This is a genomic window from Salinisphaera sp. G21_0 (genome assembly GCF_017744115.1).
Lineage (GTDB): Bacteria > Pseudomonadota > Gammaproteobacteria > Pseudomonadales > Endozoicomonadaceae > Endozoicomonas.
In genome coordinates, this window is the sequence record NZ_JAGHQW010000005.1 from 147,414 (window position 1) to 171,592 (window position 24,179).

A 24,179-nucleotide genomic window follows, 5' to 3' on the forward strand; every position below is an offset into this window, starting at 1 on the left:
TGTGAATATCGAGAGGTTATCATTGTCCAAACCTCAGTGTCTGATAAATATGCTGGTTATTTTTCAGCCTTGTCTGCTTCCCTTGCCACTTTTGCTGCTTCCATGGCCTGCAGCTGGGTTGTAATCATTTCCGGTGTTTCCAGGGTAATGCGACCAAGCTGGCCATCCCGAAACTCATTGATCAGAATTTCGGCAACCTTATGGGTATCGGCAATGCCGCCCCTGCGCATACAGCCACGCCGCTGACCGATCCTGTCAAACAGCTCAATGCCGGTTTGCGGGATGTCCTTAAGCTGGTAACGCTGCAAGAGCGCGTCCGGATAATGCTGCATCATAAACTCGGCCAGGTACATGGCAACGTCTTCAAACTCAATAACCGTGTTTTTGATGGCACCGCTGATGGCCAGACGGTAGCCGCAATCCTCCGGCTCAAGCTTGGGCCAGAGGAAGCCGGGGGTGTCCAGCAAGACAATATTATTGGGCAGTTTGATTCTCTGCTGCTGCCTGGTGACCGCCGGCTCATTGCCGGTTTTGGCAACTGTGCGACTGGCCAGAATATTGATGGTGGTGGATTTGCCCACATTGGGGATACCAAGGATGATGGCCTTCAGCTGGCTGACCTCCAGATTCCGCTCAGGAACCATGGCGGGTGCCATAGCCAGAATGCTGCGAATTTTGTCCGGCTGCTTCAGATTGACGGCAATGGCCTTCATGCCGGAAGTGCGGTTGATATGGTCTACCCATTGTTGGGTGACCGCCGGATCAGCCAGATCACTCTTGTTGAGAATCTTGATGCAGGGGGTGTCTTTACGCAGGGAGGCAACCATCGGGTTCTCGCTGCTGAAGGGAAGCCGCGCGTCCAGCACCTCGATAATAAGATCCATCTTTGGTATCACTTCTCGGATCTCTTTTTTGGCCTTGTGCATATGGCCGGGATACCAGTTTATTGCCATTGTTGGATCTATCTTGCCTGAATGAAAACGGATTATTTTACTATGTATCGGGTACGCCACAAACCACCAATTTGAAAAGATTAAATGGTAGCGGCTGACCTGTTATGGTGGCTATGCGCCAAGTGATGGCAAGAGCGCTTGCAGGGCAGAAGGGGCGTGAAATAGAACGTTGTGTCAGCCGAGCCTGGTAACTGTTATGAGTTAGTAAATGGCACCAACACTCTGAATCCCTTTACTGTCCCGCAAATAATAGGCGATCCATTTCAGCGCTCTTTTTTGCAGTGACCTGAGCGGTCTTTCTGCAATTTCCTCTGCTTCCTCAATCACCTCAAGGTAGCTTTTGCCCAGAAACTGCATCTGATAAGTGCCAATGACCATGCCTGTCCGGTCACTGCCAGCCTGACAGTGAACAAAAATGGCGGCAGGCCTGCTGTACTCCTGATTAAGTAATTTGCTGAGCTTATCTACAAGTTTGTATACATCACCAATAAAGGGGAGTTTGAGCATGATGTGGAGGGCTGACTTCGGGTAATAATCAGGATTGGAAGCGGCACCATAAACCGGATGGTGGATCAGCTGCAACAGATCCGGGTTGATTTGAGCAAACATCTGTTCTTGTTTCAGTAAATGACGTTCACCGAGCTTGCTGATCAACGAAATATTATAAATATAGATATCTTCGGGAAGGGGGGTCTGGAGCTTTTCCATACTTCTCCGGTTCATGGTGTCAATAAGCGCTTGATAGGCAAACCGGCCTTTGATAACGGGCATGTTGCCCCGGAAAAGGTAGTTTCCGGACACGGGATTATAGTCAACCAGCCTTAGTTTCCGGGGGGAGAATGCCACTTCTTTCGACTTGGGTCCGGCAGCAGCCGACGATAAATCGTTGGATACAGGGCGTTGTGAGGCGGTGTTGCCCACCGTGGCAAAGGAGAGCAGAACCAGTATTGAGATAAGCCGTCTGATAATAGTCATGATGTACTTCATAATTATGTGGAGTCATACATCAGACTGTTTTCTGCTCTGAGAGTTGCAAAGATTTTTTGGTATAACTTCCTGTAAATGGCAGGCCTGCCATTGCAGGCCGTATTGAGGATGATGGACTTTCAATCACTGGATTAGACGTTTTCCCAGGCTGATGACCTGGTCTGTCTGGTAACCCAGGGATTGATAGAAGGCCAAAACCTGTTGGTTGGTGCTGCGTACCTGCAGGTTGATCTTTGGGCATCCCAGCTTTGCCAGACGAGTTTCCAACTTTTCCATCAGGGTTCTGCCCAGTCCGTATTGCTGCCATTGGGGAGCGACGGCCAGATAGTTCACCCAACCTCTATGGCCCTCGTAACCCCCCATAACCGATGCGACGATTTCATTTTCGATCAGCCCTACCAGGAAAAGGCCGTCATTGATAGCTACTTTTCTATCGATATCACTTTGTGGATTATTCTGTGAAGTGGTCAGACCACATTGTTGCCATAGCCTGATAACAGCTTCTGCATCTTCAGGTTTGAAGGCGCGAACTGTCATTCCGGGCTGAGCTTTATGCCGCCGGGCGTTCTCTGGTTTCGGGGTTGTTACGGGTAATCGGATTCTGGACATCCGGTAGCTGTTGACCAGCTGTCCATCGCGGAAGGCATCATATTTGCTTTCACCTTCTATCTCAAAACCAAAACCCTGGTAGAGGCTAATAGCCCGGGAGTTGTCGGTATAAACGTCTAATTCGATCCGCACCAGGTTCAACCAGTTGTCGGCGAGTTCTACCATGGCCGACATGAGCTGTTTGCCGATGCCTTGTCCCCGGGCATCCGGATGCACGGTAATAGCAAAACTTGCGCAGTGTTTGCGCCGTGGGTTGTCCTGTATTTTTAGCCCGAGAAGGCCAAGGATTTGTCCTGAGGACTCGGCTACCAGCTGTATATGGTTCTTGTCGTCCATATTGAACAGATTGTGCCAATACGCCTGGGGTCGGTAAGGGATCTGGCTGGTCTGACGGGTTACTCCCGGGTCGCGAAAAAACTCACCAATAGCGTATAAGTCAGCAGGCTCGGCGTGCCGGATAACGGTATCCATGTTTTATTCCCTATAATTCAATAGCAATGACTTTAGGCTATATAATCGGACAGTTTCAAGATGCAGGTTTTAAATGCTGAAGCTTAAAATGCTGAAGCTCCGCAGCTATCGCGCAGTATTTGTTTTTCCGGGCATATTCATTGCCTTTCATAGTGGATCATTTGGTTGACTATTTACAGGGTGATAAGGGGTTTTTTAAAATTTAGACTATCATGAGTTTTCTAAATATGATTTATAAAAAAGTAAGGAATTTTTAAAATGTATTCGACTACAACATTAAGTACTCATTCTACTGTGGCTTCATCTGGTTCTATCGAAGATCTATCCTTATCTGATGAAGAAAACGTATCGTTCGAAAAAGTAAGCAAGTTTGGAAGAATAATTGTTAAAGCACCAAATGCTATTTCACAATTAACCCTGGAAAAAGCTAATCGGGAAATTGATAAATTACCTGCTTATGATTTTAAAAGTAAAGGCAATAGAATACGAGAGGTTGACCTTGTTGCTTCAGAATATTCCAAGGATGCACAGCGTCCAACAAAAGTTACATTTGATGCGGATGGTAAACTTTCAGATACAGAAGAGTTTGAAAAAAAATTTGCGCCACATACAGACTCAATAAAGGCAATGTGTAAAGAGGCCTTGCAAACAATGGGGCAAAAACTTAACTGGAAGAATATATCTATTGAGGTTCGTTGTAATGTGCTCAGGTATCCATTTACCCCTGAACAAACACAGATATGCAATATGGCATGGCATAAAGATGGATGTAATTTATCCATGACAGCACTTTTATCTCCATATTATCAACACGGTAATGGTTTTACTGGTGGAGAATTGAGTTTTGCACAAGATTCATTATTTTCTCCAGGAGTTCCTGTAGCGGGTACCATAAAAACACTTGAGTACAAAAAGCCGGGAGATGGCTTCATCTTTGATGGTTTGAAATCATTGCATAAAGTTGAAAACATGCATCTATTGCATGAAATTAAGGATGGAGAAGAAATCGTAGAAAGACTGCTGCTTCTTTGTTTTGCCTGGCCATCTATAGGTGATGTAATCACTCTTTCAGAAGCACTTGGTGAAGAAAATTTAGTCTGAGCACCTAGTCCAAAATTCAGATATGAGTTATAAAACAGGTAGGCATTTTTAATATGTATTCAACCGCATCATTAAGTGCTGAGTCTACAGTGGCTTTCACTGATTCTTTTGAAGGTTCATCCTTATCTGGTAAGAAGGAATCAATAAAGGCGGGGAAAAATTCTGGAAGAGTGATTGTTAAGGTAACAAATACTGTTTCAAAAACAACCATGGTAAAAGCGTTTCAGGAAATTGATAGATTGACTACAATCGATTTTCAAAACAACGGGAATAAATTGCAGGATATCAGAATCATTGATCCAGAAAAACATAATAAATATCTATTTCCATCAACAGTAACATTTGACGCATCTGGTAAGCTTTCAGATACAGAGGCCTTTGATAAAAATTTTAAGCCGAATACAGATTCAATAAACAAAATGTGTAAAGAGGCTTTGCAAACAATGGGGCGCAAACTCCACTGGAGGAATTGTACTGTGGAGGCTTGGTGCTCTTTGCTCAGGTATCCATTCACCAGTGAACAAGCATTGATATGTAATATGCCATGGCATAGAGATCTATGTACTTTATCCATGACAACACTGTTATCTCCATATAATCAAAACGATAATGGTTTTTGTGGTGGAGCATTGAGTTTTGCAAAAGATTCAAATGTTTCTGGTACTCTTCCTAGAAGTTCTTCTGGTATTCCTGAAAAATCTACCATAAAAACATTTGAATACAAAGAGCAAGGAGACGGCTTCATCTTTGATAGTATAAACACACTTCATAAAGTTGAAAAAATGTATGTATTGAATGAAAAGAAGCTTAAAGAAAGATCCGTGCAAAGATTGTTGCTTGTTTGCTTTACTAATCCATCTGAAGATGATGTAAGATATCTTTCAGTAGCGCTGGGTGAAGAAAATTTAGCTTTAGTTTAATGCCAAGTCCAAGGGGGGTTGCAGGTTCAGCCTTCTGGATTTTTGTAAGGCTGGTATGGGCAGGCGGAGAATACAGTTTAATTTAAACTGCTGGCTACCGTCCGAATCATAGTTGTGTCAGGTGCCAACCAGTTAAACTTAATTGCTTGCAAATTAATTTTTAGGGCGTGCTGGGAGTTTTTAAAATTTAGACTATATTAAAATTGCTTGATTTTATAGTGGGACGATTAGCCAGCTTATTTAATCTCCTGACCTGAAAGATTACAGCCATTTGGATAATTTTTCTTTGTTCAATGGTGTCAGTTATCTTAACCCCTCGCAGTGAAAATTATTAAACACACTGTCAGATCATTCTACCTTAAAATCTAAATATGATACTTTAAGACAGTAAGGAATTTTTATATGTATTCAGCTGGACCATTTCAAGAAGATTTAATTGCAGCTAAAATAGCTAATGCTGATTATATTGAAGAGATATTAATATCTCAAAAGGTAACAGAATCTGAAAGAAAGAATTATGCTGGAAAAATAATTGTTAAAGTGCCTAATTCTGTTTCAAAATTAGCCATGGAAAAAGCACATCAGGAAATTGATAGTTTGCCTACCTGGAAGTTCCTTAACAATGGAAATCAAATGCAGCGAGTCAACATTAGAGCTGAAAATGTGAACCGTGTATTTTCAACAGTAACATTTGATGAAAATGGTAAACTTTCAGGTACAGAGGGCTTTGACCAAGATTTTGCGCCACATACAGAGTCAATAAATGAAATGTGTAAAGAGGCCTTACAATCCATGGGGCACCAACTCAATTGGAAGAATTTTACTGTGAAGGTTCATTGTGGAGTGCTCAGGTATATATTTACCCCGGCACAACAACAGATATGTAATATGCCCTGGCATAAAGATGCCTCTTCTTTAAGCATGACAACTCTTTTATCCCCCTATGTTCAACAAAACAATGGTTTTTCTGGTGGGGCATTAAGTAATGCAGAAGAATCAGATACTAAGTGCGTTCCTGTAGAAGAAACCATAAAAACATTTGAATACAAAAAACCTGGCGATAGCATCATCTTTAATGGACTCCATAAAGTTGAAGATATGCACGTATCAGATGTAGATGAGCTTACCAAACGTCCGGTAGAAAGAAGGTTGCTTACCTGCTATGCTGAGCTCACTGAAGATTATGTAAGAAACCTTATAGCAACGCTTGGTGAAGAAAATTTAGCTTGAGTATCCAAGGCCAAATCAGGGGTTGCTGCAAATGCAGTTCCCTGAATTTGTTAAAAACACTATAAAAAATGGCTCAATCCCTAGCCCGGATATTTCATAAACATGCTCCCGTTCTCGCTTGTTCTTTGCCGCACTAAGGGAGTTTTGTTCAGTCGACCGTACTCCCCGGTACGGCGCTCCCTCACAAAATCCCTTAGAGCGACAAAGTCTGGCGCGAGATTCGGGGCAGTTTATGAAATATCCGGGCTAGGAGGCTGGCTTTTGGTGCTTTTCTTTCTCTGCCTGCTCAATACTTTGGTAACCAGACCAGACCCTGAGAGCCGCAGTTAAAATGCATATGGCGGCAAAACCCAGAGCAAGTTGTGGAAAGTAACCGGGCAGTAGACAAAAAAGCACAAACAGCGCAATGGTTTCTGTACCCTCGGCCAGACCACCCAGGTAATACAGGGATTTGTGTTTGAAGCGCGGGTCTGACAGCTGATGTTTCTCAGCCATGATGGCATAAGCAAGAAAGCTGGCTCCGGTGCCCATAAAGGAGAAAATCAGGACGCACGCTGCCACCGCATTGTGTGCCGGTGACGCCAGGGCAAAGCCCATGACAATGGCCGAATAAAAAATAAAATCCAGGGTAATATCCAGAAACCCGCCGGCGTCTGAGGGGGTGCCCAGCCTGGCCAGTGCTCCATCAAGACCATCCAGTATGCGGTTACCCACAATCATCACTAAAGCCAGTGAGTAGAACTCAAAGGCCAGTAATGGGACTGCCAGCATGCCTATGAGAAAACCGGCAACGGTGACCTGGTCCGGTGTGATGCCACGATGCTTTAACTGCACCGCAGCCAATCTCAACGGTGGCTGAATAAGTGAGGTTGTCCATTTATCGATCATGTAATATCAGAAGGCAGTGTTGATGAACGGTAAAAGGGCATCATACCGCTGGCTTTTTTCTGTGCCAAACCGCTTCTTCAGATGTTTGGCCATGACTGAATTATGGGTGTGGCGAAAGTTTACCGGTTTGTTTGTTATGTGTTTTCGGCTTGTGTATAGTCCCGCTGTTAAGTTCTTCAGAATAAGGCGCATCCTTTTAATAGTTGCTTGATATCAGGTGCTGTTGAAAGAAGGTTGCAGGCTCATTGGCTCTTAACTACTTGATGGGCCTGAGTCATGGTCAGGAAAAGGTGGATAGCTTTGCATCCCGACAGTAGCAAACTCAGGGTTATACGCCATGACCCGAAACGAGATCAGTTAATTCGAATTTTTCTATTGGTATTTATTGCTTTGCTGGGCGGTTTTGCCTATTGGTATGGTGGAATCCATGCAGGTCAGAATCTGAACCAGCTTCGGCAACAGAATACCACTCTGGAGAACAGGGCCAGAGTATTGCAGGAAGAGAACAGAGAGCTCCGGCAGCGAGTGGGCATTCTGGAGAGTGCCAGCAAAATGGATCGTGAAGCGGTCAATAATGTCCGCCTGTTAGTAAAGAAGCTTGAGGAAGAGAAAGAGCTGCTGCATAAAGAGCTGACTTTTTTCAAAAGCATCCTGGCTCCGGAAGACATGTCTACCGGTGTGCGGGTGGCGGGCTTCAGTTTACTTCGGGGAAATGAATCCGGTCAGTACCGTCTTCGGCTGGTGATCTCCCAGGTGGCGAGAAGCAACCCGTTTCTGAAAGGAACGCTATCGGTATCCCTGATTGGCGAGAAAGATGGCAAAGCACAGACCATACCGCTGCAGGAGCTGATCGTGTCGGATCAGGCTATCACAGGTTTGGGGTTTCGCTATTTTCAGGCTCTGCCCAGTGACAGAGAGTACTTTGACTTCACTATACCGGAAGGTTTTCAGCCGGCAGAGGTCAAGGTTATGGTACGGATCACCAGCGGAATCAAACAGAGTTTTGAACAAATTTATCAATGGGATAAGGAGCTGTTAGCGGATGTTCGGCAAGAGCAAAACAGCGGGTAACGTCGCAAAACATGGCAGTACGACGCTCATATCGTCAGAAACAATCATTACCGGCGATATTCACTTTTCCGGTTCCGTGCATATCGAAGGGCGTGTTAAAGGTAATGTGTCAGCAGATCAGGGCATGCTGACCATTGCCCATAATGGCAGTGTGGAAGGTGATGTTCATGTCCAGCGTGTGGTGGTCGATGGCCATGTTCGTGGCAATGTTTTTGCCGAAGAACATCTGGAGCTTGCTTCCAGGGCCGTGATTACCGGTAATGTGTTTTACAACGTGATAGAGATGACCAAAGGGTCTCAGGTTAATGGCAGTCTTGAGCATCACGCGAATGGTGTGCCAGCCGGACCTCAGCCTCTGCTGGAGCGTGCTGACCAGGAGATGCCCGCAGCGGAAGTGATTGAAGCGGTGGATAGTTGACTGTAACAGTTGGTTACTCCGATAATAGCCCGCTAATGAGTAAATGACGGGTCGCTGCCTTAACGGGTTATCAGTAAGTGATGGCCATGAGCCAGGGCGGTGGCACGGGAGGGTCAATGAGCGTAGTAGAAACAGTGATACCGGAGCCAATCAGTGTTACGGAAGCTGCTGCCCGCAGGGTAAGTGAATTGCTGGCAGATGAGACCGAAGAAAATCAAAGGCTCCGGGTATATGTCACCGGTGGCGGCTGTTCCGGTTTTCAGTACGGCTTCACGTTTGACAGTAATCTTGCTGATGATGACACCCTGATTACCAGAGATGGCGCGGCCATTGTGGTTGATTTCCTCAGTTACCAGTACCTGGTGGGCGCGGAGATTGACTATGAAGAGGGGCTGGAAGGCTCTCGCTTTCTGGTTAAAAACCCGAATGCCAAGTCGACTTGTGGCTGTGGGTCTTCGTTCTCGATATGAACGAATAGCCTGAAACGCTTTACAGGGCTTTTGGGAATCACAAGGATCACGCCGGGCAAAGAGGAAATCTTCTGTTGTGCCCTGCGTGATCTTTGCGTTTTACCGATCGTAAAAAAGGGTCTTATACCAGCTGATCCATAGAATCTTTAAGGGTGTTTGCCGAGTGTCGAATGCCTGCCAGTTCCTCCTCATCCAGTTTAGGGGCAATAATGCTCTCCACGCCGTCACTGCCAATAACGGTTGGCAGGCTCAGGCAGATATCGCTAATGCCGTATTCTCCATTCAGCCGGACCGTGACCGGAAGAACACTGCGCTGATTATTGAGTACCATGCGAATGATGAAGGCAATAACCAGACCAATCGCCCAGTTGGTGTAGCCTTTGTTGGCAATGATCTCGTAAGCGGCTTTTCTGACCCTGGTGACAATACCTGCCAGGGCTTCGGGATCGTATTCACGACCATTAATCGTATTGCCTTTGATGCCAAGCCCGGCAATGGTGGCGGAACTCCAGACCGGTACTTCAGAGTCACCATGTTCCCCGAGAATATAAGCGTGAATGGACTGGGGTGAGACATCATAGTAGTTGGCCAGCAGGGTTCGAAAGCGGGAGGTATCCAGCAGGGTTCCGGTGCCAATCACCAGGTTATTGGGACGATGACTCAGGCTTTGCATGGCATGGGTAAGAATATCCACCGGGTTGCTGGCAATCAGTAACATGGCTTGGGGTGCATGCTGGTCAAGCTCTCTGGCGATGGTTTCAAACACTTTGATGTTCCGCTGCAGCAGATGCAGCCGACTTTCATCGGGGCTGGATTGACTGACACCGGCGCAGATAACGATGATGCCAGCCCCCTCCAGGCTGGCAAAGTCACCGGCGGTAACCTCGCAGCGCCCCACCAGTGGCTGGCCATGCATCAGGTCCAGTGCTTCGCCATGGGCTCTGTCCTGATTCTTATCCACAAGAACAATTTGATTGGCCAGCTTTTGTTGGAACAGGGAGTAGGCGGCCGCCATACCAACAAAGCCAGTGCCGATAATGCCAATTTTATTCGTATTCATGGTGAGTGCCTGTGTCTTTGAAGTATGCCCTGGCAACAATAAGCTGAAATAAGTGCATACCTCAAGAAAGTGAGGAGTGAAGGTTGTGGCTTATACATCATAAACCCTGCATGATTCTGCAGTATGAATCACCTTCAGTACAAAGTTCTATCAGCGTTAATTTAGTCTGACTTTGTTGTCTTTGGTAGTCACTGAAAAAAGAAGGGAACCACAAAGACACAAAGGTTTATCCGAACTTGCCTGAGCTGCGGTAACTAACAAAAAAGGCTTCCTTTGTGCCTTCGTGTCTTTGTGGTTCTATACGGAATGTTTGTTACGGATCATACTGAGCAGTTAGACTGACTCTATTTACGCAAAGACTCTTCATGGCAAAAGCAAAATCCCGAAAAGCATACGTCTGTACCGAATGTGGCAGCGAAGCCGCCAAATGGCAGGGGCAGTGTCCGGACTGTAAAGCCTGGAACACCTATAAAGAAGTCAACCTCGGACCGGCGGCCTCTCCCTCCATTGCCGCCAGTAACAAAGCCGGTTTTGCCGGTGCTCTCTCCGAGCTGAAAACCCTCAGCGAGGTGGATGTGGAAGAGGCACCCCGCTTCTCCAGCGGCATGACGGAGTTTGACCGGGTCCTCGGTGGCGGTTTTGTTAAAGGCAGTGCGGTACTGATTGGTGGTCACCCGGGTGCCGGTAAAAGTACCATCCTGCTGCAGGTGCTCTGTCACGTTGCCCAGTCCATGAATGCCCTTTATGTCTCTGGCGAAGAGTCAATGCAGCAGATTGCCGCCCGGGCCCAGCGATTAGGGCTGCCCACCAATAACCTGAAAATGCTGGCGGAAACCTCCGCAGAAAATATTGTCGCGGTGGCCGAGCAGGAAAAGCCCGGCATTATCGTCATCGACTCCATTCAGGTGATGTATATGAACGGAGTGGACTCCGTCCCCGGTGGTGTTGGCCAGGTCAAAGAGTCTGCCGCTTTCCTGACCCGTTATGCCAAACAGAGTGGTACGGTTTTACTGATTGTCGGCCATGTCACCAAAGACAACTCTCTGGCCGGGCCCATGACTCTGTCCCATATCATTGATACCCAGATCATGCTGGGCAATACCGATGATTCCCGTTTCCGTATGATGCGGGCCACCAAAAACCGGTTTGGTCAGGTGAATGAGCTGGGTATTTTTGCCATGACCGAAACCGGCATGAAGGAAGTGAAAAACCCATCGGCCATTTTTCTGTCCCGAACCCAGGAGGCAACTTCGGGCAGCATTATTTCTGTATTGTGGGAAGGTACCCGGCCTCTGCTGGTTGAGATACAGGGGCTGGTGGTGGAATCCCAACTGGGAAACCCTCGTCGTGTAACTGTCGGTGTGGAACAGAACCGTCTGGCCATGCTGCTGGCCATTCTTACCCGGCACGGTGGCATTTTCACCAGTGATCAGGATGTGTTTCTTAACGTAGTGGGTGGCGTAAAGATCACAGAAACCAGCGCTGACCTGGCCAGCCTGCTGACCGTGGTTTCCAGCCTGCGGGATACACCACTGCCACAGGACCTGGTGGCCTTTGGTGAGGTGGGTCTGGCCGGGGAAATCCGTCCGGTGGCCAATGGTCAGGAGCGTCTGGTAGAAGCTGCCAAGCATGGCTTCAGCCGGGCCATTGTTCCTGCCGCCAATCAGCCCAGAAAACCGATTCCCGGTTTGACAGTGATTGCCGTGAAAAAATTATCGGAAGCGCTGGAAGCTATTTAACAGCTGTCCTGGTTAATGGGGGGATTTTCAACAGCAGTAGTCATTGCTGGTGAATCAAATTAAAATTCAAACCATTCCAATAATGTTGATGTCTCGGATACATGAATCAGCCACAAATAACCTTAGAATCACTTGGCCCGGGAAGTTGCCACCATCTGGGGGCCAATTTTTTGAATCAGCAGCTGCACCCGGAGTTTCCTGACTCAGCGGTGGGGGTGAACTTTGCGGTATATGCACCGGAAGCGTCAGCCATGATGCTGTGTCTGTTTGACAGCACCGGGGTGGAGCAGCGCATGCCCATGTATGGCCCTGAAAAGGGCATCTGGCATGTATTGGTTAAAGGGGTGCAGGAAGGTCAGGCCTATGGCTATCGGGCCGATGGCCGCTGGGCACCTGATGAGGGGTTGCGCTTCAATATTCATCAACTGCTGCTGGATCCTTATGCCCGTGAGGTCAAAGGGGTGATTAACTGGCAGCCTGCTGTCTATGATTACTCCGGAAAGGAAAGAAGTCAGTGGTTGTTCAATGATCAGGACAATGGCCATTTGCTGCCCAAATCGGTGGTCCGGACCGATCAGTTTGACTGGCAGTCTGTTACCAGACCTGAACTCCCTCATGATGACAGTATTATTTACGAGAGCCATGTCAGGGGCTTTACCCGTCAGCGCCCGAATATTCCGGAAGCCCTGCGGGGGACTTATCTGGGGATGTGTCATCCTGTCGTTATTGATTATCTGAAGGGGCTGGGCATCAATACGGTTGAGCTGTTGCCGGTTACCAGTTTTCTCAGTGAGCCAAGATTACGGAAGCTGGGGTTGAAAAACTATTGGGGCTATAACCCGCTCTGTTTTATGGCACCTGAGCCATCCTATGCTATGGATGATCCGGTGGATGAACTGAAGACAATGGTTCGTGAATTGCATCGTGCCGGTATCCGGGTGGTGATGGATGTTGTGTACAACCATACCTGTGAAGCGGGAACGGATGGTCCAAGCCTGAGCCTGCGAGGGTTGGCTGAGAAAGATTACTATTTGCTGGATCACCATGGTGGTCACCTGGTGTCTACCAACTACAGTGGTTGTGGGAATACGCTGAATTTTGACAGCCCACAAACCATCAAACTGGTGATGGATAGCCTCAGGTATTGGGCTGAGCACTATCAGATCGATGGTTTCCGTTTTGATCTGGCACCGACCATGGCCAGACGACATCGGAAGTTTGATGCTCACAGCGCATTCTTTCAGGCCGTATTTCAGGACCCGATTCTTTCGACCCGGCAGATGATTGCAGAGCCGTGGGATCTTGGGCCTGAAGGTTATCGCCTGAAAGGTTTCCCAAGGGACTGGCATGAGTGGAATGACCGTTATCGCGGTGGTATACGATCATTCTGGCGTGGTGACAAAGACCAGGTGGTGGATATCGCCTGGCGTCTGACCGGCTCCAGAGATATTTTCGGGCCAGGCAGACCGGCTGGAAGTGTTAACTATATCTGCAGCCATGATGGTTTTACCTTGCGCGACCTGGTGTCGTTTGAGCACCGGCACAACCTCGCTAATGGTGAGGGTAACCGGGACGGTGACCAACATAATCTCTCCTGGAATTATGGCGTTGAAGGGGCGTCCAGTGACCCTGCTATTCAACAGCTGCGGCTGCGTGTACGAAAAAACCTGCTGGCGACGCTGATGTTTTCCCGCAGTATCCCCATGCTGATGGCGGGTGATGAGTTTGGTAACAGTCAGCATGGCAATAATAATGTTTACTGTCAGGATAATCCCATTGGCTGGGTTGACTGGTCGTGGTTGGCTGGAAACGGCAATAGTGATGAGAATCCTGATGGTGCCGAGCTGCAACAGTTCACCTCAATGCTTATTCATTTACGCAAGTCAGAGCCATTGCTGGGCATTCGTTATCAGACAGATGACAGGCAGTGGCACAGCGCTGAGCTTGAATGGTTTAATACTGAAGGTGTACCTCTGAGTGCAGCAATGCTGCCTGATGAGCGTGGTCGTGCATTGGAGATGCGCTATCGCTGCCCTGTGGATAGCCAGCCCAGCCTGGTGCTATTGATCAATAATGAGGCTGAAACCCGGCGCTTTAACTTGCCTGATACTGGCAATGCCGTTCGGTGGCAAAGAGTTTTATCCACGGATCTGGGTAATGAAGAAGCTTTCCGGGAAGAGGTGATTTTTAATCAGGGGTGGTACGAGGTGCCGGGGCACAGTGTTGTGGTGGTGAAAGAATTGGTCTGAAAACTTTTCATTGTTTCATAATAATGGGGTTGGGGTAAGTTAGTAATTAACGGCAATGCATCTCTGTAAAATAGTCGGTATCGTGAGCATAATCACTTACTCACAGACTGATGCTCTACTTTATTTTTGTGTTGGCGGGCGGTTTTCTCTGTTAGCTTCTGAAAGCAAATCAGGCAGTTGCCTTTCATGGTTAGCAAATATTGGTTGTATTTGCTGTCGGCCAGCCAGGGCATTTTCTGCCATTTTTACTATTGAGGAACCGCCATGCATCCCCTCGCAGGCCAACCCGCAACCGATGATCTTCTGGTTAATATTCCCCGGCTGGTCAGTGACTATTACACGATACGGCCCGATCAGGCAGAAAGCAGTCAGCGTGTCGCTTTTGGCACATCGGGTCATCGTGGCACGTCTGCCAATGGTTCGTTCAATGAAGACCATATTCTGGCGATCAGTCAGGCAATCTGTGAATATCGTCGTGCGCAGGGGATAGAAGGCCCTGTTTTTGTTGGCATGGATACCCATGCGCTGTCTGAGCCGGCGTTAATCAGTGCTGTGGAAGTGTTTGTTGCCAATGGCCTGGATGTCATGATCGATCAGGAGCGTGGCTATACGCCAACGCCGGTTATTTCCCATGCCATCGTTTCCTATAATCGCTATCACAGCAAGCTGGCTGACGGGGTGGTCATCACCCCTTCCCACAATCCACCGGAAGATGGCGGTTTTAAATATAACCCGCCCCATGGTGGTCCTGCAGGTAGTGATATTACCGGCTGGGTGGAAAAACGGGCCAATGAGCTGATCGCTGAAAACCTGTCTGGCGTTAAAAGAATCTCTTTTGAACAGGCGCTCAGATCCGGCAAGGTTCACAAGTATGACTTCGTTACGCCTTATGTGAATGACCTGGAAAACGTGCTGGATATGGAGGCCATTGCCAACGCTAAACTGAGCATTGGTGTTGATCCCCTGGGTGGTTCCGGTTTGCACTATTGGGCACCTGTCGCGGATCGTTATGGTCTTGACCTGACGCTGGTCAGTAAAAAAATTGATCCGACCTTTTCGTTTATGCACCTTGATAAGGATGGCCGGATTCGGATGGATTGTTCATCCTCCTCCGCCATGGCCGGACTGATCAACCTCAAAGATGACTTTGCCATTGCTTTCGGGAATGACCCGGACTTTGATCGCCACGGTATTGTGACCCGGGGTCATGGGTTGCTGAATCCAAACCACTATTTGTCCGTTGCCATCCAGTATCTTTATACCCACCGTCCGCAATGGTCACCAGAGGCGACTATCGGCAAGACGCTGGTTTCCAGTGCCATGATTGATCGTGTCGCCAATGGTCTGGGTCGTACAGTGACTGAAGTTCCGGTCGGGTTTAAGTGGTTTGTTGACGGTCTCTCCACAGGCTCTATGGCATTTGGCGGCGAAGAGAGTGCCGGAGCCTGCTTCCTGCGCCGGGATGGTAATACCTGGTGTACCGATAAGGATGGTTTCACCATGGCACTGCTGGCGGCAGAAATTACCGCCGTTACCGGGCGTGACCCGGGAGAGCACTATGAAGAGCTGACCCGAAAATACGGTGCTCCGGTTTATCAGCGGCTCGATGCTGTTGCCAATGATGCCCAGAAGAAAGTGCTTGCTGCATTGAGTCCGGAGCAGGTGAAAGCGGAAAAACTGGCAGGTGATCCCATCATTGCCCGTTTAACCCACGCGCCGGGCAATGGTGCCGCGATTGGTGGTCTGAAAGTTGTTACCGAGCGGGGCTGGTTTGCCGCCAGACCTTCCGGAACTGAAGCCGTTTATAAGATTTATGCTGAGAGCTTTGAAGGGAAAGAGCACCTTTCCCATCTGCAGAGTGAAGCTCAGGAGATAGTCGCCGAAGTCTTTAAGGCAAATGGCGTGTGACTTTGTACTCGCTACAGGTGTTCAGCTGAATCAGCAAAACACCTGAATACTTTGCCTGAAGCTGGCAATAGGGGTGTCGGCTGCAGGCAGGTGGGGGATTCTTCCGGGGTGTATTCATTAGCCGGAATGGGTCAGGGATTGACCTAATTACTTTCAGATCATAATGCAGAAAACAGGAAAATCGACCATGGCGTCAGTCCTTTCCATGATCCTGGCCGGGGGGGTAGGATCGAGGCTTGCTCCACTCACGAGTGTAAGAGCAAAGCCAGCGGTTCCTTTTGGCGGACAGTATCGAATCATCGACTTTGTTCTGAGTAATTTTGTGAATTCTGATCTTCACAAGATTTATCTGATTACTCAGTTCAAATCGCACTCGCTGAGCAAACACCTGCAACGTTGCTGGCGTATTGCCGGTCTGGCGGACAAGTTTATTGATACGCTGCCAGCCCAGATGAATACCGGCAGTGACTGGTATCAGGGCACAGCGGATGCGGTGTATCAAAACCTGAATCACATCGAGTCGCACAACCCTGATCTGGTGTGTGTTTTTGGTGGTGACCATATCTACACCATGGATGTGCGGGATATGGTTCAGTATCACCAGCAGCACAGTGCTGACTTGACCGTAGCGGCGATTCCCGTACCGGTGGATCAGGCCCATCACTTTGGTATTATCGAGGTCGACGAAGATGGTCGTATGATCGGGTTTGCCGAAAAGCCTGTGGATAATGTCAAGACCATTCCCGGAAACCCGGACTATGTGCTGGCTTCAATGGGTAATTATGTGTTCACTAAAGAGTGTCTGGTGCAAGAGCTGCTGGATGATCACGCCAATGAAGGGTCTGACCACGACTTTGGCAAAAACATCATTCCATCCCTTTACCCACGGGCAAAAGTCATGGTGTATGACTTTTCCAAAAATAGGGTTCCCGGGGGTAAAAACAACGGCTACTGGCGCGATGTAGGTACCATTGATTCATTCTGGGAAGCGAATATGGATCTGCTGACCAGTGAACCGCCTATCGACCTGCATAATCAGGACTGGCCGATTCGTACCTATATTCCCCCCTACCCACCGGCCCTGATCGCTTTTGATCGTGAGGAGCGTAAAGGTCAGATCAACAACTCCATGGTGGGTGTGGGTTGCGTATTCTATGACATCCATATGCATCGCAGTGTGGTAGGTTACAACGTCAAAATAGGCGACCGTACCCGAATTACTGAATCGGTTATTCTGCCCAATGTCACCATCGGTGAAGACGTCGTATTGAACCGGGTTATTGTGGATAAGCGGGTAGAAATTGCACCGGGAACCCGCATTGGTGTAGATCGTGAAGAGGATCTTAAACGCTTCAAGGTCACTGATTCTGGACTGGTGGTTATTCCCAGAGGAGCAAAAGTTGGGTTCTGATTTAAACATTCTTTTTGCGGTATCAGAGCTGGCAGGTATTGTCAAAACCGGAGGGCTGGCCGATGTGGCCGGCGCTCTCGGGCCGTGGATGCGCAAGCTCGGAAATGATGTCCGGGTGATTATGCCTGCCTACCGTCAGGCTCTGGAGGCGTTGACAACGGATGTTGTCGGAGTTGGAGAGATTTGTCTCGGCTCCCATGGCAAAATGGGTTTTGCCATAAGACAGGGAACGTTTGACGGTGTCCCTGTTTACCTGATAGAGCATAACCATTACTTTGACCGCAGTGGTCTCTACACCCACGAGGGTGAAGGTTTTGGCGATAACACTGAGCGGTTTGCTTTTTTTTGCAAAGCGGCACTTCAGGCCTGTCAGCTGTTAAGCTTTAAGCCGGATATTATTCATGGCCATGACTGGCAGTCAGCACTGCTGCCTTTCTACCTCAAAGCCCATGAGTCTGATAATGCTTTCTTTGCCGACACACGGACGGTCCTGACCATTCACAATGGTGCCTATCAACAACATACTGACCGTGCCTTATTAGGTGTGTTGGGGATTGATCAGCACTGGTATACTCCGGATTTCTTTGAAGACCATGGGCATATTAATCTGCTCAAGGGCGGCATTGCCTTTGCTGATAAAATCACTACGGTGAGTCCAAGATATGCTGAAGAGCTGCAGACGGATCTTGGGTCTCATGGCCTTGCCCATATCATCGGGCGAAGAAAACAGGATTTCTCCGGTATTCTTAATGGCTGTGATTATCAGGCGTGGAACCCTGAAACGGACGCTTTGCTGCCAGCCAATTACTCCCTGCATGATCTGTCTGGCAAGGCGGTGTGCAAGCAGGCTTTGCAGGAGCGACTACAGTTACCGGTGAGTGCCGATAAACCTCTGTACGGGCTGGTCAGTCGCCTTGCCGGGCAGAAAGGTTTTGCTTATCTGATACCAGCCCTGTGGCAGCTTTTGCAGGATGATGTTCAGGTTGTACTCCAGGGCTCCGGTGACCGGATGATTGCCGCTGAACTGAGCCGGCTGGTCAGTGCTTTCCCCGACAAGTGTCGCTTTGTTGAGGCTTATGACAACCGTCTGGCGCATCTGATAGAAGCCGGTGCCGATTTCTTCCTGATGCCTTCATTGTTTGAGCCCTGCGGCCTTAACCAGATGTACAGTATGAAGTACGGTACCCTGCCCATTGTTCGGGCGGTTGGTGGGCTGGTGGACACCGTTAAAGGCTATGATTCAGCTGGCGGGGACGCAACCGGGTTTATGTTTGATTCGGCTGACAGTGATGCTTTGTTGCACTGTCTCAATCAGACCCGTGCCGTTTATCAGGATGGACAGTTAATGACTCATTTGGTAGTTAATGCCATGAATGAGTCATTTACCTGGGAGCAGTCAGCCCTGGATTACCTTGAGGTTTATCGAGCTGCAGTGGGTCAGCGATAAGCCCCGGGGTGGCTTATCTTGAAGGAAAAGCGGAAGGCTGAGGTGCTCAGTCTTCCAGACACAAGGTTTCCCTGTCTTCTTGCGAGCCTGTCGGACTTAAGCATTCACAGTAGGACAGTCTTAAGTCCGACAGGCTCCTGGATAAAGAGCACTTTCAGATTAAAAGGAGTCCATCTGATTTTGTCGACAGGCAATTTTTGCACTGAAATAAAGCAACACTATGAATATCGCTGTATCTTCCAAAACATCATCAATGCCAAAGGCTGCCATAGAGCCTGTGGTGTCGGATCTGGCTAACAGTCAGTGTGCAACGCCTTTTGATCAGCTGGGGTTGCATCCTCATCCGGAAGGCAAAGGTCTGGTCATTCGTGTATGGCGCCCGGATGCAACCATGGTTGAGGTTTTTGACCACCACACCGGCAAGCTGCTTGGCGAAATGCTTCGCAATGAGGCGGGTGTCTTTGAGCTGCATCTGCCCAGAAGAAAAAAGCCGTTTCTTTATCAGTTGACGATCCATTGGGCGAATGGTCACCGCTTTGTGGTTTATGACCCGTACTGTTTTGGGGAATATATTCTTGCCCAGTCAGATATTGAGTCGGAAGGCCTTTATCGACACCTTGGGGCACAGGTGGTCTCTCATAAGATCAACAGCAAACTGAATATACAGGGTGTGTTGTTTAAGGTTTACGCGCCTTATGCCCGGTCAGTGAGTATTGTGGGAAGCTTTAATGGCTGGGATGACCGGCTCCATCCAATGGCCAGTGCGGATGATGGTATCTGGCGGCTGTTTGTGCCCGGCGTTCAGGCTGGCGACCAGTATAAATACGCTATCCGTGATTACCACGGCAATTCGCTGCCACAGAAAACCGATCCGTTCGCGCGCCATATTGAGCAGTGGCCCGGACTGGCTTCTGTCGTTCAGGGCGTCGACAGCTATGCCTGGCAAGACCAGCTGTGGATGAGTAAAAGAAAAGACAAGGCAGATAAGGAGCAGCCCTTCGCTATCTACGAGGTTCATGCGGGCTCATGGAAAAGAAAAGAGAATGGAGACTTCCTGAACTTCCGTGAACTGGCCGATGAGCTGATTCCCTATGTTATCGACATGGGCTTTACGCATGTTGAGTTGCTGCCTGTGTCGGAGCATCCGCTGTTTGATTCCTGGGGTTATCAGCCGGTTGGTCTTTATGCGCCCAGTAGCCGTTATGGTTCGCCGGATGATTTCCGCTATTTTGTCGATCAGTGTCACCAGAAGGGGGTTGGCGTCATTCTGGATTGGGTGCCTGCGCACTTTCCCAATGATGAGCATGGGCTGGCCAGGTTTGATGGCTCTTCACTTTATGAGCATCCGGATCCTCGCCGTGGCTGGCACCCTGACTGGCAAACCTGTATTTATGATTTTGGCAAGCCCTGGGTTCAGGACTTTCTGATCAGTAATGCCCTTTACTGGCTGGATGAATTCCATATTGATGGCCTTCGTGTCGACGCGGTTGCCTCCATGCTCTACCTGGATTACTCACGAGGTCATGGTGAGTGGGAAGCCAATATTCATGGTGGTAATGAGAATCTTGAAGCCGTCGCTTTCCTGAAGAAGTTCAATGAGAAGGTGCACGCTGCATTCCCGGATGTGATGACCATTGCGGAGGAATCAACCAGCTGGCCTGGTGTGTCCACGGCGGTTGCCGACGGTGGGCTTGGGTTTGACTTCAAATGGAACATGGGATGGATGAACGACACGCTTGAGTATATGAAACTCGATCCTGTCTATCGCCAGCACCATCATGGGCAGATGACGTTCAGTACGGTTTATGCCTGGAGTGAAAATTTTGTTCTGCCCCTGTCCCACGATGAAGTCGTTCATGGTAAGGGCACTATTCTGACCCGTATGCCCGGTGATGATTGGCAGCGTTTTGCCAACCTGCGGGCCTATCTGGCATTTATGTATGCGCACCCCGGTAAAAAGTTGCTCTTTATGGGCGCTGAGTTGGGTACCCATAACGAGTGGAATCAGAATGCTGAGCTGGACTGGGGCCTGCTGGACAATCCAGAGGGTTTCAGTGTGGGGGTTCAGAAGCTGGTTAAAACCCTTAACCAGCTGCATGGCTCAGAGCCTGCGATGTTTGAGCGGGATCTCAAGGCAGAAGGTTTTGCCTGGACTACGGGGGATGACAGTAGCCAGAGTGTGCTGGTGTTCCGTCGTTATGATAATGAAGGGAAGTCCGTACAGGTTATCTGTAACCTGACGCCGGTTGTTCGTGACGGTTATCGCGTGGGTGTTCCTGAGGCTGGTCGCTATTGTGAAATTTTGAACACCGATAATGCCTGCTTTGGCGGCAGTGGTGTTTCAGCCGGTGAGCTGCTTGAAGCTGAGGAAATCCCGATGCATCATTTGCCCTGCAGTCTTGCCCTGACATTGCCGCCTTTGGCTACCGTGATCCTTAAGCGCGCCTCTTAGGGTAGACATTAAGCGACTATTCCTCTCTTCGGCAAGTTAAAGATGGAACCACGAAGGACACGAAGAGCACGAAGGAAAAGAATAGCTCTTCTTTGTGCTCTTCGTGTCCTTCGTGGTTCCATCCGAAACCCCAATGAAAATGGAGGGATAATAAGCTTAATGTCCAACCTGAGAAGCGCTCCTGATCTGGATTCAGGGAACTGGCTACGTCTGGTAGCCAGTTCTGTTGATCACGAGTGAACCATTCTGGCACCTTTGCAGCTTGGGTAGGTGCTGCATACCCAGCACTCCAGGCCTGCCTGGGGGCCTTTTTTAAGCGTTCGCAGTCGCATGGGGCTTTGGCATTTGGGGCATTGTGGATCAACGATAGTCTCGACTTCGGCAATAGCTTCTCTTGGGGTCGGGAGCTCGTAATCAGGAGTGCCTTCCTCGGTAAATCCGCAGGTGGCGAGAACGGTACGTCGCAATTCGGTAACATCCCGCCAGGGCTTCATATCATATTCCAGCAATGGCAGTTCTGCCGCTTCACAGAGCTGGCGTAGTAGCTTGAATTCTTTTGAGTTGGACTTTGTGTTGTAGGGGATGAGGTTGATCACACAACAGACTTCCATCTTTTTGCGATGATAGAGCACAAAATCAAACCGGCGGTTTTTTTTGATATTCAGTGCCATGGCGGTTCGGCTGAACCTGCCGGCTTCAAGAATGTCACCAACGGGCAAAGAAGGCAAAACCATTAAGTGACTGCGAACGGCAATATCCAGCTGACCGAAAAAAGCACGCTTATCCTGGTCGAAAAGATGGGTGTTGGTTTTGGCTTTGAAAGGGCTGAAAGTCAGCCATAGAAACCAGGCAATCGCTGCAATAATTATCAGAGAGCCTGAAACAACGAGGGGAAAACTGTCCAGCAGCACTGCACTACCTTGTCTTGGATTTATGGGTCAATGATTGAAAAAAACGTGGCTCTTTCAAAAGCGTCAACAATGGCCTCCCCATGAAAACGTAATGGAGAACGTGAAGACATGTATGACTAATCATCGGCGATGCAGAAAGTGCACTCGTGGATTTTGACCGGCATGGGTAGCCGGAAAAGAGCAGTCCTGATCAGCCAGACATTCTTTTTATAAAAGAGTGACTGGAAATAATAGCAACAAATATTCTTTTGTCATAATAGGTGTTTCTCCACAATGTGTAGCACTGTGGAGAGTGACACAGGACTATCTGGCAAAAGAGTATTCGGGTGGCTAGCGCCTGTTTAAACCGGGAATGACTCTTCCTGAGTAGCACTCTGAGTGCTTTCAGTGCCATTGCCGTTATCAGGTACGACTTTCGTGGCGATGAGGCCTTTGGGGCCATGGCCAATCTCAAAGCTGACAACCTGGCCTGCTTTCAGTGTTTTAAAGCCGTCCATATCAATGACAGAGTAATGAATGAGAACATCCTGATTCTCTGTCGCTTCTTGCGCCTGGATAAATCCATACCCTTTGGGGTTATTAAACCACTTGACTGTACCTACCAGCATAGCTTCCATTTCCTTCTTGGTCGCTTCCATACAGCTTGAATCCTTAAATATTACATTGAAGGAACTGCTGGGAAACTGCAACCCTTGTTGTTTTATTTTTTGGCATTTTTTTATGGTTATTCATAAAAAGTGTCGTCCTTGCCACTTTGGTACGCCCGGCATGGGCATGAACTGATGGGGTGAAAGTCCCCTGTGGGAGAACCTACATTTGACTGGCGGTAAAGACGCCTGCTGATGACAACCACTAGCTTAAGGCAAGTGCAGTCTCGCGAGAGGCTGTGCGGAGGCAGTCTGAGTGCAAAGGTGCGAGCCGACGTACAGAAACCGCATACAAGGCTGAGTCTCTGGGCGAGTGAGCCAAAGATTACGAAGCCCCCAGGTTCGTGAGACACGGTAAATGCGGCGGTTGTGCACTGAAAGTTCATGTCCTTATCCGGGGAGATCTGTCCAACATGCGATTGGTAATTCCCAGTTCTCAGCCACTGGTTACAACAGGCTCGGCGAACAGGTCTCATCATCCTGTTCGAGCAAACCCGATGGCAACCAATAGCGCCAGCAGAGGTAACTCCGCGTGGTGATTGGACAGAAGTCAGCAGAGGCCATAGTAGCTGTACGACAGAAGCCATTAACGGATGGGAAGTCGTTAGCGAAGGGCCGAACATCGATGACAAAGAGGAGACTGATTCCCTCAAGGCGATGCAGCCGTCCGGCGACTCACCGTACTTGGCGACAGAATCTTTAACCAGCTTTGAACCATGATCTACTAAATTGCGTACTTGAACCGGCTAATCTGGCAAGTGCATGGAAACAAGTCAAAAGCAACAAGGGTGCTCCGGGTATTGATGGAGTCACCATTGAAGCTTATCCAGACTTTGCCAAACAGCATTGGCCTTCAGTGCGCCAAGCCTTATTGGACGGAACCTACCAGCCGTCACCCGTGCGCCGGCATGTGATAGAAAAGCCGGACGGCGGTGAGCGTTTGCTGGGAATCCCTACCGTGACGGACAGAGTCATACAGCAGGCCATTGTGCAGGTGCTGACCCCTGTCTTTGATCCGGGATTCTCACCAAACAGCTTCGGCTACCGACCGGGACGGTCAGCACACGACGGAGTCCGTCAGGTTAAGCAGTTGATCAACCGGGGGCTGCATTACGCCGTTGACGTCGATCTGAGTAAATTCTTTGATACGGTTAATCACGACGTTTTGATGTCGAGGGTCTCCCGTAAGATCCGCGACAAACGCCTCCTGAAACTGATTGGTCGCTACCTGCGCTCC

At 48.8% G+C, this 24,179-nt stretch carries 20 protein-coding genes; 13 read left to right on the forward strand and 7 right to left on the reverse strand.

Annotated features, from left to right (window positions below; genetic code table 11):
- Positions 1 to 56: 56 nt before the first annotated feature.
- From ylqF to J7439_RS04230, 3 genes are all read right to left on the reverse strand, one after another.
- Positions 57 to 953, reverse strand: a complete 897-nt coding sequence (ylqF, locus tag J7439_RS04220) for a ribosome biogenesis GTPase YlqF (RefSeq protein WP_209200578.1) — start codon at positions 951 to 953, stop codon at positions 57 to 59.
- A gap of 201 nt (positions 954 to 1,154) precedes the next feature.
- Positions 1,155 to 1,928: a protein-tyrosine phosphatase family protein gene (locus J7439_RS04225; RefSeq protein ID WP_209200579.1), complete on the reverse strand. Its 774-nt coding sequence runs from the start codon at positions 1,926 to 1,928 to the stop codon at positions 1,155 to 1,157.
- Between the two features lie 135 nt (positions 1,929 to 2,063).
- Positions 2,064 to 3,020, reverse strand: a complete 957-nt coding sequence (locus J7439_RS04230) for a GNAT family acetyltransferase (RefSeq protein WP_209200580.1) — start codon at positions 3,018 to 3,020, stop codon at positions 2,064 to 2,066.
- Positions 3,021 to 3,278: 258 nt separating this feature from the next.
- Here J7439_RS04230 and J7439_RS04235 point away from each other — a divergent pair, with 258 nt between their 5' ends.
- The 3 genes from J7439_RS04235 to J7439_RS04245 all read left to right on the forward strand — a co-directional run bounded on the left by J7439_RS04235 (position 3,279) and on the right by J7439_RS04245 (position 6,271).
- Complete coding sequence (locus J7439_RS04235; RefSeq protein ID WP_209200581.1) at positions 3,279 to 4,121, forward strand: hypothetical protein; 843 nt, start codon at positions 3,279 to 3,281, stop codon at positions 4,119 to 4,121.
- A 53-nt stretch (positions 4,122 to 4,174) separates the two neighbouring features.
- Entirely contained in the window at positions 4,175 to 5,041 is an 867-nt protein-coding gene (locus tag J7439_RS04240) for a hypothetical protein (protein ID WP_209200582.1), read from the forward strand.
- Positions 5,042 to 5,443: 402 nt separating this feature from the next.
- Positions 5,444 to 6,271 (forward strand): hypothetical protein, encoded by an 828-nt coding sequence (locus J7439_RS04245; RefSeq protein ID WP_209200583.1) that lies wholly within the window; start codon positions 5,444 to 5,446, stop codon positions 6,269 to 6,271.
- Between the two features lie 246 nt (positions 6,272 to 6,517).
- Here the strand turns inward: J7439_RS04245 and J7439_RS04250 are convergent, their stop codons facing one another.
- On the reverse strand, positions 6,518 to 7,159 hold the full coding sequence (locus J7439_RS04250; RefSeq protein WP_209200584.1) for a CDP-alcohol phosphatidyltransferase family protein: 642 nt from the start codon (positions 7,157 to 7,159) through the stop codon (positions 6,518 to 6,520).
- Positions 7,160 to 7,459: 300 nt separating this feature from the next.
- Here J7439_RS04250 and J7439_RS04255 point away from each other — a divergent pair, with 300 nt between their 5' ends.
- From J7439_RS04255 to erpA, 3 genes are all read left to right on the forward strand, one after another.
- Positions 7,460 to 8,230, forward strand: coding sequence for a DUF6776 family protein (locus J7439_RS04255; protein ID WP_209200585.1), 771 nt, complete (start codon positions 7,460 to 7,462; stop codon positions 8,228 to 8,230).
- On the forward strand, positions 8,202 to 8,648 hold the full coding sequence (locus tag J7439_RS04260) for a bactofilin family protein (protein ID WP_209200586.1): 447 nt from the start codon (positions 8,202 to 8,204) through the stop codon (positions 8,646 to 8,648). Before J7439_RS04255 ends, J7439_RS04260 begins: the two co-directional genes overlap by 29 nt.
- Positions 8,649 to 8,764: 116 nt before the next feature.
- Positions 8,765 to 9,118, forward strand: coding sequence for an iron-sulfur cluster insertion protein ErpA (gene erpA / locus J7439_RS04265; RefSeq protein ID WP_101747158.1), 354 nt, complete (start codon positions 8,765 to 8,767; stop codon positions 9,116 to 9,118).
- A 121-nt stretch (positions 9,119 to 9,239) separates the two neighbouring features.
- On the opposite strand, the gene J7439_RS04270 is transcribed toward erpA, so the two are convergent.
- On the reverse strand, positions 9,240 to 10,178 hold the full coding sequence (locus J7439_RS04270) for an L-lactate dehydrogenase (protein ID WP_209200587.1): 939 nt from the start codon (positions 10,176 to 10,178) through the stop codon (positions 9,240 to 9,242).
- 365 nt (positions 10,179 to 10,543) lie between these two features.
- Between J7439_RS04270 and radA the strand changes: the two genes are divergently transcribed.
- From radA to glgB, 6 genes are all read left to right on the forward strand, one after another.
- Positions 10,544 to 11,917 (forward strand): DNA repair protein RadA, encoded by a 1,374-nt coding sequence (radA, locus tag J7439_RS04275; protein WP_209200588.1) that lies wholly within the window; start codon positions 10,544 to 10,546, stop codon positions 11,915 to 11,917.
- Positions 11,918 to 12,087: 170 nt separating this feature from the next.
- Positions 12,088 to 14,166, forward strand: a complete 2,079-nt coding sequence (glgX, locus tag J7439_RS04280; protein WP_209200589.1) for a glycogen debranching protein GlgX — start codon at positions 12,088 to 12,090, stop codon at positions 14,164 to 14,166.
- 264 nt (positions 14,167 to 14,430) lie between these two features.
- Positions 14,431 to 16,074: a phosphoglucomutase (alpha-D-glucose-1,6-bisphosphate-dependent) gene (pgm, locus tag J7439_RS04285; protein WP_209200590.1), complete on the forward strand. Its 1,644-nt coding sequence runs from the start codon at positions 14,431 to 14,433 to the stop codon at positions 16,072 to 16,074.
- A 163-nt stretch (positions 16,075 to 16,237) separates the two neighbouring features.
- Positions 16,238 to 17,485 carry a glucose-1-phosphate adenylyltransferase gene (gene glgC / locus J7439_RS04290; protein ID WP_286196803.1) on the forward strand — a complete coding sequence of 416 codons (1,248 nt, stop codon included), beginning with the start codon at positions 16,238 to 16,240 and terminating at the stop codon, positions 17,483 to 17,485.
- Positions 17,475 to 18,932: a glycogen synthase gene (locus J7439_RS04295; protein ID WP_209200592.1), complete on the forward strand. Its 1,458-nt coding sequence runs from the start codon at positions 17,475 to 17,477 to the stop codon at positions 18,930 to 18,932. Before glgC ends, J7439_RS04295 begins: the two co-directional genes overlap by 11 nt.
- Positions 18,933 to 19,185: 253 nt before the next feature.
- Positions 19,186 to 21,384 (forward strand): 1,4-alpha-glucan branching protein GlgB, encoded by a 2,199-nt coding sequence (gene glgB, locus J7439_RS04300; RefSeq protein ID WP_353622995.1) that lies wholly within the window; start codon positions 19,186 to 19,188, stop codon positions 21,382 to 21,384.
- A 230-nt stretch (positions 21,385 to 21,614) separates the two neighbouring features.
- Here glgB and J7439_RS04305 read toward each other — a convergent pair whose 3' ends face one another.
- Together J7439_RS04305 and J7439_RS04310 are read right to left on the reverse strand one after the other, a co-directional pair.
- Entirely contained in the window at positions 21,615 to 22,295 is a 681-nt protein-coding gene (locus tag J7439_RS04305) for a DUF2726 domain-containing protein (RefSeq protein ID WP_209200594.1), read from the reverse strand.
- Between the two features lie 341 nt (positions 22,296 to 22,636).
- Entirely contained in the window at positions 22,637 to 22,903 is a 267-nt protein-coding gene (locus tag J7439_RS04310; protein WP_101747187.1) for a cold shock domain-containing protein, read from the reverse strand.
- Between the two features lie 748 nt (positions 22,904 to 23,651).
- On the opposite strand from J7439_RS04310, the gene J7439_RS04315 reads away from it, so the two are divergent.
- Positions 23,652 to 24,179 (forward strand): reverse transcriptase domain-containing protein (locus J7439_RS04315; protein ID WP_286198179.1); only part of this gene is annotated, 528 nt, incomplete at its 3' end.